The organism is Streptomyces sp. NPDC048288 (genome assembly GCF_043201555.1).
Lineage (GTDB): Bacteria > Actinomycetota > Actinomycetes > Streptomycetales > Streptomycetaceae > Streptomyces.
On sequence record NZ_JBICZD010000016.1, the window covers coordinates 80,258 to 96,524 of the forward strand.

The following is a 16,267-nucleotide window of genomic DNA, read 5'->3' on the forward strand; positions in this document are numbered from 1 at the left end:
CCCCTTTGGGGGCACGGGGAACTGCGCGAGCAACCACGAACGACCCGCGGCCGAAAACCGGCCCGATCAGGCGGCGCCGGTCACCGACGCCAGGTACGCCTCCGTCTTTTCCGGCTCGTAGAAGAAGTTCTCGAAGTCGGCGGGGTCGTTGAAGCCGTTGGCGAAGCGGTTGGCGACCGGGGGGAGCTGGCCGGCGGCGCCGATGAGGTTGAGGATGTGCTCCGGCGGCGGGGCGAGCATGGCGTTCGTCCACTTGGTGACGTGCTGGGCGGTGTTCCAGTAGCGGTCGAAGGTCGCCTGCATCCAGGTCTCGTCGAACTCCTTCTCACCGTGTTCGAGGATCGAGGCGAGGTAGGCGGCGGCGCACTTCGAGGCCGAGTTGGAGCCCTGGCCGGTGATCGGGTCGTTGGCGACGACGACGTCCGCGACGCCGAGCACCAGGCCGCCGCCGGGGAGGCGGCCGATGGGGTTGCGGACGGTGGGGGCGTAGCGGCCGGCGAGGGTGCCGCCGGCGTCGGTCAGTTCGGCCTTGGTGGCCCGCGCGTGCTCCCAGGGCGTGTACCGCTCCATGAGTTCCAGGGTCAGGGAGAGGTGCTCCGAGGGGTCCTTGACGCCGTTGAAGACGTCCAGCGGGCCGCCGGGTATGCCCTCCCAGAAGAGGATGTCGGCGGGACCGGAGGTCGTCAGCGTCGGCATGACGAAGAGTTCGCCGACGCCGGGGACCAGGTTGCAGCGGACCGCGTAGTAGTCCGGGTGCTCGGGGCGGGGGCCGAGGCCGTGGACGTAGGCGACGGCCAGCGCCCGCTGCGGCTCCGCGTACGGGGAGCGGGCGGCGTCGCGGCCGAACATGGAGACCAGTTCGCCCTTGCCCGCCGAGACCATGACCAGGTCGTAGGTACGGGCGAAGTAGTCGAGGTCGCCGACCGCCGCGCCGTGGATGACCAGCTGGCCGCCGCGCTGGGCGAAGGTCTCCATCCAGCCGGCCATCTTCACCCGCTGGTCCACCGACTGCGCGTACCCGTCGAGCTTGCCCACCCAGTCGATCGCGCGGGCCGCGGGACCCTCGCCCCAGGAGCCGGGGGCGGCGACCGAGACGCCGAGTCCTTCGATCTTCGGGGCCTGGGACTCCCAGAAGTTCAGCTGGAGATCGCGCTCGTGCTGCAGTGCGGTGTCGAACATGCACTGCGTCGACATGACCCGGCCGGAGCGGATCTCGTCCGCGGTCCGGTTCGACATCAGGGTGACCTCGTAGCCGTGCGACTGGAGGCCGAGGGCGAGCTGGAGACCGGACTGGCCGGCCCCCACGACGAGTATCTTCCGCATACGGGGGCTGCTCTCCTACTCGGGGGATTACTCGGGGGTTTCGTCCAGCGCGTGGGCGACCAGGGACAGCAGTGTCTCGATGGCCGAGATCCGACGGCGGGCGTCCATGATCATTACAGGTACGCGCGGAGGGATCGTCAATGCCTCGCGCACGTCCTCCGGTTCGAAGCGCTCGCTGCCGTCGAAGTGGTTGACCGCGACGACGTACGGCAGCCCGCAGCTCTCGAAGTAGTCCAGCGCCGGGAAGCAGTCCTTCAGGCGCCGGGTGTCCGCGAGGACGACGGCGCCGATCGCGCCGCGCACCAGGTCGTCCCACATGAACCAGAACCGCTGCTGGCCCGGCGTGCCGAACAGGTAGAGCACCAGGTCGTCGTCGAGCGTGATGCGGCCGAAGTCCATGGCCACGGTGGTGGTCAGCTTGCCGGGCGTGGCGGTGAGGTCGTCGGTCTCCTCGCTCGCCTCGGTCATCAGCGCCTCGGTCTGCAGCGGCGTGATCTCCGAGACGGCTGTGACCAGCGTGGTCTTGCCGACGCCGAAACCGCCCGCCACGACTATCTTCGTCGCGATGGGGGCCCGGCTGCGGTCCGTCTGCCAGGACCGCGGCTGCTCCTCCTCGTCGAGGAGCGGGGCGACGCCGGTGGCGTCAGAGACGGCGTAGTCCACTCAGCACCCTTTCCAGCAGAGCGCGGTCCGGGCGGCCGACGCCGTGACCGGTCCCCGTTCCGTACACACGGATCTTTCCCTGGTCCGCGAGGTCACTGAGCAGGACCCGGACCACACCGAGCGGCATCTTCAGCAGCGCGGCGATCTCGGCCACCGTGCGCATCCGGCGGCACAGTTCGACGATGGCCAGCATCTCCGGCATCACCCGGGAGTTGAGGGAACCATTCGTCAGTTCCTTGCGCTCCTCGGGGGCTTCGAGCGCCGCGACGAACGTCTCCACGAGGAGGACGTGACCGAAGCGGGTACGGCCGCCGGTGAGCGAGTAGGGGCGGACGCGGGCGGGCTTGCGGTCGCCGCCGCGTACCGGGAGGTTGTTCTGCCTGCCGTTCTTCGGGGCGCTGCTCATCGGCCGCTCCTCGTCGCGTCGCCCTCAAGGGATTTGCGTAGCTCGGTGCGGAGTTCGGGGGTGAGGACGTGGCCGGCGCGGCCGACGAACAGTGCCATGTGATATGCCACCACGCTCATGTCGCACTCCGCGCTGCCGTGCACCCCGAGCAGCGAACCGTCGCTGATCGACATCACGAACAGGCTGCCCTCGTCCATGGCGACCATCGTGTGCTTGACCGGGCCGAAGTCCATCAGCCTGGCGGCGCCGACGGTCAGGCTGCCGATGCCGGAGACGATGGTGGCGAGGTCGGCGGCGGAGCCGCGCGGGCCCCTGCGCTTCTCGGTCTGCGCCTCGCGGGCCGCCTCGGTGACGCCGGGGTCGGAGGAGAGCAGGAGCAGGCCGTCGGAGGAGACCACGGCGACGGACTGGATACCGGGCACCTCCTCGATGAGGTTGCTCAGCAGCCAGTGCAGGTTACGAGCCTCACTGCTCAGTCCGAAGGTACTGGGCGCGGTCAACTGCTTGCCTCCTCGACTGTGCCCCCCGTGGCTTCTTCGGATACGGCTGTTCCGGGTACGGCGCGTACGGCGCTCGGCACCTGGTTCTGGCCGGTCTGCTCGGCGATCTCCGCCTCCACGTCGCGCCGTCCGGCGTCGGCGCCGCGGCGGAAGCCGCCGAGCCTGCGGCGCAGGGCGTCGGCGTCGACGCCGGTGCCACGCTGGCGGGGTGGCGCGGCGGGGGCGGTGATCCTGGGGGTGCGCTTGGGGAGGCCCTTGCTGGTGACCTCGTCCTCGGCGTCGTCCTCGTCCTCGACGGCGCCACCGGCCTGCGGGGCGTACTCGCCGTCGGCGGTCGCGGACAGCGGGCGCGAGTGCTCCTCGGCCACGCCGAAGCCGCTCCCACCCACGCCGGCCGTGCGGGCGTCGAGGTCGGACGCGGATCGCCCCGACGGCGCGTACTCGCCGTCGGCGACCCCGGTCACGGGCTGCGCACTCGGCCAGTCGTCGCCCCCGACCCGCCGACGCCGCGGCCGATCCTCGTCCTCGGCAGCCGACGGTGCGCTCTGCGTCCCGGGCCAGTCGTCGTCCTCGGACAACCGACGCCGCGGCCGATCCTCGTCCTCGGCAGCCGACGGTGCGCTCTGCGTCCCGGGCCAGTCGTCGTCCTCGGACAACCGACGCCGCGGCCGATCCTCGTCCTCGGCAGCCGACGGTGTGCCCTGCGTCCCGGGCCAGTCGTCGTCCTCGGCGCGCTGTCGGCGGGGGCGGATCTCGGCGTCGGCGGGGTGGGCACGCTCGTCGGCGGCGCCGGAGGTCGTCCGCTCCTCGGCCGGAACGGCTCGTGTCCGCTCCTCGGGCTCCTCGGAGGCCTCCGGCTCCGGGAGCGGGACCAGCAGTTCCATCGTCGTCTCGGCGAATGTCTCCGCCGGTGCCTTCGGGCGGGCCGTCGGCTCGGGGTCCTGGGGCTTCGGTGCGGGGGCCTGCTCGTGGGCGGGCTGTTCGTCGGCCTCGCGTACGGCCTTCTCGGCGAGGGACACCAGGGGGTCGCCGGAGGCCGAGCGGCCGTGCAGGACGTTGGAGTTGGCCTCCGCGTCCGCGCCGGGGAGGGAGAAGCCGTGGCCGCCGGTGGCCGAGGCGGCGGGGGCCGTCGTCGTGGGGGCCGTGGCCAGCAGGGACTGCGGAAGGACGACGACCGCTGCCACCCCGCCCTGCTTCTGCTCGCGCAACTGGACCCGGACGCCGTGCCGGTGGGCGAGGCGGGCCACCACGTAGAGGCCGAGGCCGAGACCGTCCTCGCCCTCGTGGTCGTACGGCGACTCGGGGTCGAACTCGGCGAGCCGGCCGTTGAGGCGGACCAGGCGGTCGGCGGCCATGCCGATGCCCTCGTCCTGGACGGAGAGCATGACCTCGCCGCTCTCCAGGAGCCAGCCGGAGACCTCGACCGGCATGTCCGGCGGGGAGGACGCGGTGGCGTTCTCCATGAGTTCCGCGAGGAGGTGGCTGAGGTCGTCCGCGGCGAAGCCGGCCACGTGCGCGTGCGGCGGCAGGGCCGCGATGCGGACCCGCTCGTAGCGCTCGATCTCGCTGACCGCCGCCCGGACCACGTCCACCAGCGGGATCGGGCCCGCGTGCGTCTGGACGTGCTCGGTGCCGGCGAGGACGAGAAGGTTCTCGCTGTGGCGGCGCATGACCGTGGCGAAGTGGTCGAGCTTGAAGAGGGTCGCGAGGCGGTCGGGGTCCTGCTCGCGCTCCTCCAGGCCCTCGATGACCGCGAGCTGGCGTTCGACCAGGCCCAGCGTGCGCAGCGCCAGGTTGACGAAGGTGCCGCCGATGCTGGTGCGCAGCCGCGCCAGCTGGGCGGCGGAGTCGGTGAGTTCGGTGCGCAGTTCCTCACGGGCGTCGGCCATCTTCTGGCGCTGGCCGACCAGGTGCTTGCGGTCGGTCTCCAGGGTGGCGATGCGGTCGTAGAGCTCGACGGCGTGCGCGTGCAGGGCGTTGACCGAGCGGACGACCTGGGCGAACTCGTCGTTGCGGCCGGTGAAGGCGACCGGTTCCGCGGTGCGCGGGTCCTCGGCCTCGGCGAGCCGGGCCGAGCCCCGGCGGAGCACCGAGAGGGGGCGGGTGAGGGTGCGGGCCATGGCGGTGGCGATACCGACCGCGACCAGCATCAGCGCGCCGAGCACCGCGACCCGGATCTCCAGCGCGGTGACGTCGTCGTCGCGGAGCTGCTCCAGGTCCTGGGTGCGGTGCTCGTAGAGCGCGGACTCGACGCCCCGCATCAGCTCGACCCGGCCGGACAGCGCCGCGTCCAGCTTCTTGGTGCCGGTGGAGAGGTCGTCGTCGGAGAGGGTCGGCTGGTCGGTGAGGGCGGCCAGGAACTTCTCGGCGTCGTTGACGTCGTTGCCGGTGACCGTGGAGTCGTACGACTCGATCGCGGCCTTGGGCGCGGTGTCCCGGAAGTCGGCGAGGGCCGCGTCGGCGCGCAGCCTGGCCTGCTGGGCGGCGGCGGTGAGCGCGTCGCGCTGCTTGCGGTCCGCCGCGGAGGTGCTCGTGCTGGTGGTGGACAGACCCGTGAGCGGGTCGATCGTGGTCTGGGTGGTGCTGGGGATGTTCAGGGCCGCGAGGAGCAGGCCGCGGGCGGCGGCGGACTGCTGGACGGCGGAGTCCAGCTCGGCGAACGCGTAGGCGCCCGAGCCGGCCCTGGCGGGCGTCTGCTCGGCCAGCTGTTCGGCGAGCCGGTGCAGCTCGGTGATCGTCTGCGAGTACGCGTCGTGCGTCTGGAGGGCGGTGCTCTGGCCGGTCAGCGCGGAGCGGCGGACGGCCGCGATGCCGTCGAGGTCGGTGCGCAGCCAGCCCGGGGTGTCGGTGTCCGCGCGCAGGTCCTCGACCTGGCGGTCGACGCGGGCGCCGCGGTCCTCGGAGGGCGCCTTGGCCTTGGGGCGGCCCGCCGCGATGTAGGTGGTGACCTCGTCGCGCTCGTCGGCGAGCGAGTTGGCCAGCGCCAGCGCGTCCTGGGTGCGGCTCGCGAGCGTCACCAGGTCCTGGGAGTCGCTGAGCTGCCCGGAGGCGGTCAGCAGGGCGGGCGCCCCGGCTCCCGCGATCGCGGCGGCCACCACGGCCACGGCGACGATCAGCCGGGTCCGGACGTGCTTGGGGCGGCCGGTGCCGACGGGAGCGACGGCGCCCGTTTCGGAGGCCGTCTTCTTGCCTGTGCGCCGAGGCCGCGTCTTCTGCACCGGTGCTCGCATTCCTGAACTCGTGTACCCAAGGGGCCGGGTGGCACCCCGTCATGATCCCCGGCAATTCGGTGCCAAGTGGTGCGTGCACCCGATACGTGCACTGATACGTCGGTCCCCGACCCTCCCAGCGCCGGTGGGCGGTGGTCTCGCATCGTCGGACCCGCCACCCGAAGGAGTGAACATCGGAGGGGAGTTGGCGGGCAAGTTCCGGCGGCCTGTGCACGGTCCTTTTCCGGCGGGCCGGTTGGACGCGGACGGCAGGCTTTGACAGGATTCGCCACCACGCCTTCCCGGAGTGCTCCATTCCCTCCCAAAACAGGCGGCTGACCTGCGAGACCGCGGGAATTCCCGGGCGGTTGCCAGCCTTTGGCGAAGATCGTGAAGGGGTCGTGCAGACTGGCCGAATGCGTACTGAAGTCGTTTCGGAGCCCGGCACCCCCGATCGCCCCAATGAGGACTTCGCCGGTGTCGCCCTTCCCGCCTCGGGGCAGGGGGGTTGTGTGATCGTCCTGGACGGGGTCACTCCGCCGAGGGACGGGACCGGGTGTCTGCATTCCGTCCCCTGGTTCACCGCGCGCCTGGGCGGGGCACTGACCGAACTGACCGTTTCGCGGCGAGATCTGACGCTGCGGGAGATCCTCGGCGAGGCGATCCGCCGCACAGCCGAGGCACATGGTGACACCTGTGACCTTTCTCACCCGCGCACCCCGCAGGCAACGGTCGTCATGACCCGCTGGTCCGAAACCGCCCTGGAGTACCTCGTTCTGTCCGACTCCGCGCTGCTCCTGCGGTCCCCCGACGGCACGGTGACCGCGGTCCTGGACGACCGGCTCGACCGGGTCCCCCGCGCCTCTCTCGCCTCGGACGCGATCGCCGACGCCACCGTCCGCAACAAGGAGGGCGGCTTCTTCACGGCCGCCGCCGACCCCTCGGTCGCCGCCCGCGCGGTCACCGGGACCGTGCCCCGGCACGAGGTGGGCGCCCTCGCTGCCCTCACCGACGGGGCGACCCGCTGGACGGAGAAGTTCCGCGAGGGCGACTGGACGGCCCTCTTCGACGTCGTCCGCAAGGAGGGTGCCCGGGCGCTGGTGGACCGGGTGCGGGAGCTGGAGGCGGCCGACCGGGAGGCGCGGACGTTCCTGCGCCGGAGCAAGACGCACGACGACGCGACGGCGGTGTACGTCGAACTCTGACGACGCGACGGCGGTCTACGTCGAGCTCTGAGGTCCGCCGGGCCGGCCGGCTACTTCTCCATCACGCCGTTCAGCTGGTGGAGCAGCCGGGCCAGCTCCGCGACCTCCAGGCGGGGCCAGTGGGCGAGCTGACGGACGTAACGGCCGCGGCGGGCCTCGCGGACCGTGCCGACCCGGCGCCGGCCCTCGTCGGTGAGGGCGACCAGCCAGGCCCGTCCGTCGGCCGGGTCGGGCTCACGGGCGATCAGGCCGAGTTCCTCCAGGGCGCGCAGCTGGCGGGACATGGTGGCCTTGCCGACGCCGATGTAGGCGGCGAGGTCGGTGGCGCGCTGGCCGCCGTACTCGTCGAGCCGGACGAGCAGCCCGTACGCGGCGGACTCCAGGTCGGGGTGGACCTCCCGGGCCATCTCGCCCTGGCTGGCCCGGGCGCGGCGCAGCAGCACCGTCAACTCGCGTTCCAGCGCCAGGAACTCCTGGTCCGCACCGCTCGGCGGCAACCCGGCGGCGGTGGGCCGTCCGTCGCCCTTTTCGTCCTCGTGCACGTCAGCACCCCTGGTCGGTTTCACTGTCCTGAAAGTTTCCGTCAAACGCCGTCGTCGCCGCAGCTCGCCAAGTATTTCGCAGGCGTAGACCAACGGCAGCCCCCGGACCCCCTTCCCGCCGGGTCCGCCTCCTGCGTAGCGTCTCCGCCGGGCCTCATCGATGGCATGCCCACGCCAGGGATTGCGCCGTGTGAACCCGTGTCGTGTGACCTCGCGTCGTGTCGCGCCGTGTCAGGTCGGCCGCCTCTGGCATATGTGGGACCCCCACCTCACCCCACGGAGGCACGTCATGCCTGTGCACAGACCCTCCCCCATCCCGCTCGCCGCGCTGCTGGCCCTGCTGCTGGCGGCCCTCTCGCTCACCCCCGCCCACGCCGACACCGCCGCCCCCGCCCGCGGTTCGGCGTACATGGGCATGGGCGTCCTGGCCCACGACGGCCAGAACGGCAGGCCCAGGACCGGTGACGCCACCCAGACCGAAGGCGTCGACGTGGCCAGCTACCAGGGCAACGTCGCCTGGCCGACCCTGCTGAGCAGCGGGGTCAAATGGGCGTACTCGAAGGCGTCGGAAGGCACGTACTACACGAACCCCTACTTCGGCCAGCAGTACAACGGCGCCTACGACGCCGGCATGATCCGCGGCGCCTACCACTTCGCGACCCCGGACACCACGAGCGGCGCCACCCAGGCCGACTACTTCGTCGACCACGGGGGCGGCTGGTCCCAGGACGGCCGGACCCTGCCCGGTGTCCTGGACATCGAGTGGAACCCGTACGGCGCCGCCTGCTACGGCAAGTCCGACGCCGCGATGGTCAGCTGGATCAACGACTTCCTCACCACCTACAAGGCCCGCACGGGCCGCAACGCCGTCATCTACACCGCCACCAGTTGGTGGTCCGACTGCACCGGCAACTACAGCGGCTTCGGCTCCGTCAACCCGCTGTGGGTCGCCCGGTACGCCTCGGACGTGGGCACCCTGCCGGCCGGATGGTCGTTCTACACGATGTGGCAGTACACCTCGACCGGTCCGACGGTCGGGGACCACGACCGGTTCAACGGCGCCCTCGACCGGGTGATCGCACTCGCCAACGGCTGACCGGCCCGCACGGGGCGAAGGCCCGGGTCCCTCGCGGGGCCCGGGCCTCCTGTCATCCGGCAGCGTCCGTCACGCCGCTGCCGGAACCTCCGGCGCCGTGTCCGCCGCGCCGTTCACGGCGGGCGCGAGCGCCAGCTCCAGGACCTGGCGGACGTCGGTCACGGCGTGGACGTCGAGCTTGTCCAGCACCTCGGCCGGGACGTCGTCCAGGTCGGCCTCGTTGCGCTTCGGGATGATGACGGTCTTCACTCCCGCACGCTGGGCGGCGAGCAGCTTCTGCTTCACACCGCCGATGGGCAGCACCCGGCCGGTCAGCGAGACCTCGCCGGTCATCGCCACGTCCGTGCGGACCAGGCGGCCGGAGAGCAGGGACGCGAGGGCCGTCGTCATCGTGACGCCGGCGCTCGGGCCGTCCTTCGGGACCGCGCCCGCCGGGAAGTGGATGTGCACGCCCCGGTCCTTCAGGTCGCCGACCGGGAGCTCCAGTTCGGCGCCGTGGGAGCGCAGGAAGGACAGGGCGATCTGCGCCGACTCCTTCATCACGTCACCCAGCTGACCGGTGAGGGTCAGGCCCGCCGCGCCCGTCTCCGGGTCGGCCAGGGACGCCTCGACGAACAGGACGTCACCACCCGCGCCGGTGACCGCGAGGCCGGTGGCCACGCCCGGCACGGCCGTGCGGCGCTCGGCCGGGTCCTGGGCGGACTCGGGCACGTGGTGCGGCCGGCCGATCAGGGCACGCAGGTCCTCGTCCCGGATCGTGAACGGCAGCTCGCGCTGCCCGAGTTCGTGCTGGGCCGCGACCTTGCGGAGCAGTCGGGCGATCGACCGCTCCAGGGTGCGGACGCCCGCCTCCCGGGTGTACTCGCCGGCGAGCTTGCGCAGCGCGCTCTCGTCCAGGACGACCTCGCCCTCGTCGATACCGGCCCGCTCCAGCTGGCGCGGGAGCAGGTGGTCACGGGCGATGACGACCTTCTCGTCCTCGGTGTAGCCGTCGAGGCGGACCAGCTCCATACGGTCGAGCAGGGCCTCCGGGATGGCTTCGAGCACGTTGGCGGTGGCGAGGAAGACCACGTCGCTCAGGTCGAGTTCGACCTCCAGGTAGTGGTCGCGGAAGGTGTGGTTCTGCGCCGGGTCGAGGACCTCCAGGAGGGCCGCCGCGGGGTCGCCGCGGTAGTCGGAGCCCACCTTGTCGATCTCGTCGAGCAGGACGACCGGGTTCATCGAACCGGCCTCCTTGATCGCCCGCACGATCCGGCCGGGCAGCGCGCCGACGTACGTACGCCGGTGACCGCGGATCTCCGCCTCGTCCCGCACACCGCCGAGGGCGACCCGGACGAACTTGCGGCCCATCGCGTGGGCGACCGACTCCCCCAGGCTGGTCTTGCCGACACCGGGCGGACCGACCAGGGCCAGCACGGCACCGCCGCGCCGTCCGCCGATGACTCCCAGCCCGCGGTCGCTACGGCGCTTGCGCACCGCCAGGTACTCGGTGATGCGCTCCTTCACGTCCTCCAGACCGGCGTGCTCGGCGTCCAGGACCGCCTTGGCGCCCTGGATGTCGTACGCGTCCTCGGTCCGCTCGTTCCACGGCAGTTCGAGGACGGTGTCCAGCCAGGTGCGGATCCACGAGCCCTCGGGCGACTGGTCGCTGGACCGCTCCAGCTTGTCGACCTCCTTGAGGGCCGCCTCGCGGACCTTCTCGGGCAGGTCGGCGGCCTCCACGCGGGCGCGGTAGTCGTCGGACTCCTCGCCGTCCTTGGCCGAGTCGCCGTTCAGCTCGCGCAGCTCCTTGCGGACCGCCTCCAGCTGACGGCGGAGCAGGAACTCGCGCTGCTGCTTGTCGACGCCCTCCTGGACGTCCTTGGCGATGGTCTCGGCCACATCCTGCTCGGCGAGGTGGTCGCGGAGCTGCTGGGTGGCCAGCTTGAGGCGGGCGACCGCGTCCACGGTCTCCAGGAGTTCGATCTTCTGCTCGGTGGTCAGGAACGGCGAGTAACCGGAGTTGTCGGCCAGCTGGGACACGTCGTCGATGGCCTGCACCCGGTCCACGACCTGCCAGGCGCCGCGCTTGCGCAGCCAGGCGGTGGCGAGGGCCTTGTACTCGGTGACCAGTTCGGTGACATTTCCGGGCACCGGGTCCGGGACGTTCTCGTCGACGCGGGTGCCCTCCACCCACAGGGCGGCGCCCGGACCGGTCGTACCGGCGCCGATGCGCACCCGGTAGCGGCCGCGGATCAGCGCGCCCGGGTCGCCGTCGGCGAGGCGGCCGACCTGCTCCACGGTGCCGAGCACACCGGTGCCCGGGTAGGTCCCGTCGACCCGCGGCACCAGCAGCACCTTGGGCTTGCCGGGCTCGGTACGGGCGGCGGCCTGCGCGGCCTCCACGGCGGCGCGTACATCAGGGTCCTTCAGGTCCAGCGGGACCACCATCCCGGGCAGCACGACCTCGCCGTCGAGAGGCAGCACAGGGAGGGTGAGTGATGCGGACGTCGAAGCCATGATCTCCCCTTAGGCAGTCAACTTGAGCTATGCCGACTCAATGCTTGGGGGCGGAGAAATGTTCCCATGCATATGTTCGCTCTGAGCGATCGACTGGTGACCTGGCCGAACACGGTCCCGCGCCCGGAAAAACAGTTGATCCGCGCGGGCGCATTCCCCGTACGGTCGCCCGGTGACCGACACCGACCGCACGGCGACCCTGCTCGCCGCCTACGACGCCCAGATGCGCGCCGTCCAGCCCACCCCCGCGCCCGGGATCACCTACGAGCACGACGGTGCCCTGCTGCGGGTCGTCGGCCAGCACCGCGGCTTCGTGACCGGGCCGCGCGACTGGGGCGGGCTGCGCGGCGCCGGCCTGGACGCGGCGATCGCCCGGCAGCGGGACTTCTTCGCGGCACGCGGCGAGGCGGTGGAGTGGAAGGTACGGGGCCACGACGACCCGGCGGACCTCCCCGACCGGCTCCGCGCGGCGGGCTTCGTACCCGAGCCGCAGGAGACGGTCGTGATCGCCCCGGTCGCGGACCTCGCCGTACCGACCCCGGCACCGCCCCCGGGGGTGACCCTGCGCCGGGTCGCCGACGACGCGGACCTGGACCGTGTCGCCGCGCTGGAGACCGCCGTCTGGGGCGCGGACATGACCTGGATCGCGGAGTACCTGCGGGGCCGGCTGGCGGTGGACCCGGACGGCACCGAGATCTACGTCGCCGAAGCCTCCGGGGAACTCGTCTCGGCGGCCTGGGTGGCCTTCCGCCCGGGCACCGACTTCGCCATGCTGCTGGGCGGCTCGACCCTCGCGGCCTGGCGCGGCCAGGGCGTCTACCGCGCCCTGGTGGCCCTGCGAGCGACCCGCGCGGCGGCCCGGAACGCGACCCACCTCCTCGTGGAGGCCTCCGACGACAGCGCCCCGATCCTCAAACGCCTCGGCTTCACAGCGGTGACGACCACCACGCCGTACGTCTGGACACCGGCCGACTGACCAACGCCGCCCACTTCAGCGCCCCGACAGGGGCGCGGGCTGTATTCGATATGCGGCTCCGCCGCGCGGGCGCGACCAGCCACGACGGAGCCGCACCCGGCAACCGCCCGAAACCCGCCACGACGAATGCCCCGCCGAACGCCACCGCCACGACTTCGCAAGGCCATCGCTACACCACCGCAACGCAACCCACAGGAAAATCCCCGAAACTGCCAGCTGGTTCACAGCCAGAAGCCGAACAGCTGAACAGCACCGCGCATCGGGGCCCGGGGGGACACATGAACGAGAAGCCGACAACCGGGCCGAGCCGACGGGCCGTGCTCACCGGCGCCGCCGTGGTCGCGGCCGGCGCCGCGGTTCCGGTGGTCGTACAGGCCATGGGCGACGACGGAGGCGGAGGCGGCACCACCACCCCCGCCCGCACCGCCTCCGCCGCCCCCGTGGCGAGCCGCCCCCCGGCCTCGCCCCTCCCCCGCACCGACCCGCGCCCGAACATCCTCTTCGTGCTCACCGACGACCAGCCGAAGGAGACGGACTGGGCGGTCCGCCGTACCGCCGACTGGCTGGGCGGGCAGGGCGTGACCTTCGCGCGGGCGCACGCCAACACCCCGCTCTGCGCGCCCTCCAGGGCCTCGATCATGTCGGGCCGGTACGCGCACAACCACGGCGTCCTCGACACCCGCCACCCCTACCACCTGGACCAGCACACCACCGTCCAGCGCCGGTTGCAGGCGGCCGGCTACCGCACCGGCCTGTTCGGCAAGTACCTCAACTTCTGGCACACCGGGGACAACCCGCCGTACTTCGACGAGTGGCTCCTCCAGGAACCGGTGGCCTACTACAACGGCCACTACAACGACAACGGCACGGTCCGGAACATCCCCGGCTACAACACCACCGTCATCAGGGACCGCGCCCTCGCCTTCATCGACGCGTCACGCACCGACACCCGGCCCTGGTTCGCGTACGTCGCCACCCGCAGCGCCCACGAACTCAACATCCCGGAGCGGAAGTACGCGCACACGCGCGTGCCGGAGTGGCCGGGGCGGCCGTCCGTCCACGAGGCCGACAAGAGCGACAAGCCGCCGTTCCTGCAACAGGCGGACCACACCTACGAGCAGGGAAAGGCGCTGCGCACCCGCCAGTTGCGCACCCTGCTGTCGGTGGACGACGCGATGCGCGACCTCCGGGACAAGCTGCGCGAACTGGGCCAGCTGGAGAACACGCTCGTGGTGTACACCAGCGACCACGGGCTGTGCTGGGCGGACCACGGCTGGCTGCGCAAGTCGGTGCCGTACCGGCCCAGCCTGGAGGTGCCGTTCTGGCTGTCCTGGCCGGCCCGGGGCCTGGGCAAGGGGACCGTCGACGACCGGCTCACCGGCCATGTCGACATCGCCCCGACGTTCCTGGACGCGGCCGGCCTCACCCCGGACACCCCGCACGACGGCCACTCGCTGCTCGACACCCGCAACGACCGCGACCGTCTGCTCGCCGAGTGGTGGTGGAACCGCCAGGACCAGGAGCCGATCCACACCTGGGCCACCCATATCGGCAGGTCGACGCAGTACACGGAGTACTACCGCACCCGCCTCGACCGGCAGGGCCGCCCCACCCGGGGCGACGGCGAGGTCCTCTTCCGGGAGTTCTACGACCTGGCCGCCGACCCGTACCAGCTCACCAACCGCCTGCACGGCGCGACGGCGGAGCAGGAACGGGCCCTCGGCATACCGGAGTCGGCGAAGGCACTCGCGGCGGCGCGGCGCGCCTGAGCACCGCGCTCGGACCGGACGGCTCAGACCGGGACGGCTCAGACCGGGACGGCTCAGGCCGGGACGGCTCAGGCCGTGATGGCTCAGGCCGTGACGGTGTCGGCCGCCGGACCCCGTTCCCGGTACCAGCGGCGCACGGCCGGCCAGAGCCCCATCCCGATGCCCAGCGAGATCAGATGGCCCCAGTTGGTCATCGGGTCCTCGAAGGCGACGAGGTCCGTGAGCAGGCTGTAGCCGACCAGGGCGAGCAGAGGCCAGCGCAGCCAGGGGGCGAGGAGGCCGGAGAGGGCGCCGATGCTGGCGGCGACCCCGAAGCTGATGCCGTAGTCGAGGCGGTGCAGTGAGGTGTCGGGCAGATGGCCGACCAGGACCGCCAGACCGACCGGGACCTCGGTGGCGAGGGTGGCCAGCACATGACCGGTCAGGAAGACGAGGATCGCGCGCGCACCCCCTATCCGGCGTTCCAGCGCGGTCAGCACGAGGACGAAGGCGAGGGCGTACGGCGACAGCAGCCCGCCCGCGATCCACAGCGCGCTGGCCAGCAGGACGAAGACCGGGGTGCGCAGGAGGTGCGCCACGTCGGTGCTGGAGTCCTGGTAGACCGAGTGGAGCAGCCCGGGGCTGGCGTAGCTCGCGAAGAGCGAGGTGAGGGCCAGGATCACGGTGTAGGCGAAGGTGGCCGGGGTGCCGGTCGGGCTCGGCAGCAGGCGCCAGGGGCGCAGCCGGAGGGCGGGACGCGTCGTCCGAGGCAGCGGGAGCGGGATCGAGAGCGCGACCGGGCCGCGCTGGCGGGGCACGCCGTCGAGCAGGACGGCGACCTCCGCGGCCGGCAGCGGCTCGGGCGAACCGACCGGAAAGGGATCGTGCGCGGCGGCCGGAACGGAAAGGGGCTCGGGCTCGGGCGTCGATGCGGCCCTCGCGGTCCGTTGCACGGTGAGGCGCTCCTTCCGTTTCACCCCACCCTTCGCCGTGCCACCAGCCGCTGTCTATGACCGAGGCCACGCGGCGGGCAATTCACAGGATTTTCTGAAGAATCAAGAGGGGCCAGGAGGAACCATATGAGCCGCATCCGGCCGCCGACGGGCCCGCAGCGCCGGGCAGCCCCTCGAACGGGTGACGCCTGTACGACGCTCCGACGCCCGTGAACTCGACGGCCCGACGCCCGTGATACCGCGGCCCGACGCCCATGACGCGACGACCCGACGCCCGTGATGCAGCGGCCCGACGCCCGTAATTCGCGTGGCCGCAAAGCCCTGTTGGGGCAGGATGACGGCCATGACTCCCGCGGCCCCCCGGTCCGACCTGTCCGTCCTGTCCGTCCTGTCCGACCGCCCTCCCGTGGTGCTGGACCGCCGCACGGGGCCGTACGGCGAGGTGGTCCTGCGCCGGCACGGCGACCTGCTGCAGATCATCGCCAACGGCTGCTTCCTGATGGACACCTCCGACGGCCGCTCGGAGCGGCTGCTGGTGGACGCCGCGCGGGCGGCCCTGGACGGGCGGCCGGATCCGGCGGTGCTGATCGGCGGACTCGGCGTCGGGTTCTCGCTCGCGCACGCCGCGCGGGATCCCCACTGGGGGCGGATCACGGTCGTGGAACGGGAGGCCGCGGTCGTCGACTGGCACCGCGCCGGCGGACCGCTGTCCGCGCTCTCCGCACGCGCGTTCGCCGATCCGCGCACGGTGATCGTCGAGGACGATCTCGTGACCTACGTCAATGAGACTTACGACACGTTCGACGCGCTGTGCCTGGACATCGACAACGGCCCCGGCTGGACCGTCGACGAGGACAACGAGGGGCTCTACTCACCGGCCGGACTCGCAAGCTGCGCAAGGGTGTTGAGACCGGGTGGGGTACTGGCCGTATGGTCGGCGCAGCCCTCTGCGGAATTCGAGGGAACCTTGTGGAATGCCGGGTTCCAGCGGGTGCGTACCGAAGAGATCCCGGTTGCCCGGGGCGTTCCGGACGTCGTTCACCTTGCCGTCCGCCCTGGATAGCGAGTGCGCCTCCTGTCCCCGTAATGTGCATCCCTGACGCGGATCATTCAAGCGTCAATCGCAGTCATGGGATCACCCCACTGG

Annotated in this window: 13 protein-coding genes; 5 read left to right on the forward strand and 8 right to left on the reverse strand. The window is 72.0% G+C overall.

Annotation, left to right across the window (positions count from 1 at the left end; all coding sequences use genetic code 11):
* Positions 1-66 precede the first annotated feature (66 nt).
* Genes ACGFZS_RS42230 through ACGFZS_RS42250 form a run of 5 tightly spaced genes read right to left on the reverse strand, consistent with a single transcriptional unit; the run spans position 67 to position 6,110 of the window.
* Positions 67-1,323, reverse strand: a complete 1,257-nt coding sequence (locus ACGFZS_RS42230) for a styrene monooxygenase/indole monooxygenase family protein (protein ID WP_393799616.1) — start codon at positions 1,321-1,323, stop codon at positions 67-69.
* Positions 1,324-1,350: 27 nt separating this feature from the next.
* Positions 1,351-1,986: an ATP/GTP-binding protein gene (locus ACGFZS_RS42235; protein ID WP_355718474.1), complete on the reverse strand. Its 636-nt coding sequence runs from the start codon at positions 1,984-1,986 to the stop codon at positions 1,351-1,353.
* The gene (locus ACGFZS_RS42240) at positions 1,967-2,392 is read right to left on the reverse strand and encodes a DUF742 domain-containing protein (RefSeq protein ID WP_393666831.1); all 426 of its coding nucleotides are present in this window, start codon (positions 2,390-2,392) and stop codon (positions 1,967-1,969) included. The genes ACGFZS_RS42235 and ACGFZS_RS42240 overlap by 20 nt, the downstream gene beginning before the upstream one ends.
* Entirely contained in the window at positions 2,389-2,892 is a 504-nt protein-coding gene (locus ACGFZS_RS42245; RefSeq protein WP_393799617.1) for a roadblock/LC7 domain-containing protein, read from the reverse strand. Before ACGFZS_RS42245 ends, ACGFZS_RS42240 begins: the two co-directional genes overlap by 4 nt.
* Complete coding sequence (locus ACGFZS_RS42250) at positions 2,889-6,110, reverse strand: nitrate- and nitrite sensing domain-containing protein (protein WP_393799618.1); 3,222 nt, start codon at positions 6,108-6,110, stop codon at positions 2,889-2,891. Before ACGFZS_RS42250 ends, ACGFZS_RS42245 begins: the two co-directional genes overlap by 4 nt.
* Positions 6,111-6,517: 407 nt before the next feature.
* On the opposite strand from ACGFZS_RS42250, the gene ACGFZS_RS42255 reads away from it, so the two are divergent.
* Positions 6,518-7,306: a hypothetical protein gene (locus tag ACGFZS_RS42255; protein ID WP_393799619.1), complete on the forward strand. Its 789-nt coding sequence runs from the start codon at positions 6,518-6,520 to the stop codon at positions 7,304-7,306.
* 50 nt (positions 7,307-7,356) lie between these two features.
* On the opposite strand, the gene ACGFZS_RS42260 is transcribed toward ACGFZS_RS42255, so the two are convergent.
* A complete protein-coding gene (locus tag ACGFZS_RS42260; RefSeq protein WP_393666837.1) occupies positions 7,357-7,848 on the reverse strand; it encodes a MarR family winged helix-turn-helix transcriptional regulator in 492 nt (163 codons plus the stop codon).
* Positions 7,849-8,137: 289 nt separating this feature from the next.
* Here ACGFZS_RS42260 and ACGFZS_RS42265 point away from each other — a divergent pair, with 289 nt between their 5' ends.
* Entirely contained in the window at positions 8,138-8,944 is an 807-nt protein-coding gene (locus ACGFZS_RS42265; RefSeq protein WP_393666839.1) for a lysozyme, read from the forward strand.
* 69 nt (positions 8,945-9,013) lie between these two features.
* Here ACGFZS_RS42265 and lon read toward each other — a convergent pair whose 3' ends face one another.
* Positions 9,014-11,443 (reverse strand): endopeptidase La, encoded by a 2,430-nt coding sequence (gene lon / locus ACGFZS_RS42270; protein WP_393799620.1) that lies wholly within the window; start codon positions 11,441-11,443, stop codon positions 9,014-9,016.
* Positions 11,444-11,615: 172 nt separating this feature from the next.
* Here lon and ACGFZS_RS42275 point away from each other — a divergent pair, with 172 nt between their 5' ends.
* The gene (locus ACGFZS_RS42275; RefSeq protein WP_393799621.1) at positions 11,616-12,419 is read left to right on the forward strand and encodes a GNAT family N-acetyltransferase; all 804 of its coding nucleotides are present in this window, start codon (positions 11,616-11,618) and stop codon (positions 12,417-12,419) included.
* Between the two features lie 278 nt (positions 12,420-12,697).
* The gene (locus tag ACGFZS_RS42280; RefSeq protein WP_393799622.1) at positions 12,698-14,188 is read left to right on the forward strand and encodes a sulfatase; all 1,491 of its coding nucleotides are present in this window, start codon (positions 12,698-12,700) and stop codon (positions 14,186-14,188) included.
* Between the two features lie 83 nt (positions 14,189-14,271).
* Here the strand turns inward: ACGFZS_RS42280 and ACGFZS_RS42285 are convergent, their stop codons facing one another.
* Positions 14,272-15,120 (reverse strand): rhomboid-like protein, encoded by an 849-nt coding sequence (locus ACGFZS_RS42285; RefSeq protein ID WP_393799623.1) that lies wholly within the window; start codon positions 15,118-15,120, stop codon positions 14,272-14,274.
* Between the two features lie 343 nt (positions 15,121-15,463).
* Between ACGFZS_RS42285 and ACGFZS_RS42290 the strand changes: the two genes are divergently transcribed.
* Positions 15,464-16,183 (forward strand): spermidine synthase, encoded by a 720-nt coding sequence (locus tag ACGFZS_RS42290; protein WP_393799624.1) that lies wholly within the window; start codon positions 15,464-15,466, stop codon positions 16,181-16,183.
* Positions 16,184-16,267 lie beyond the last annotated feature (84 nt).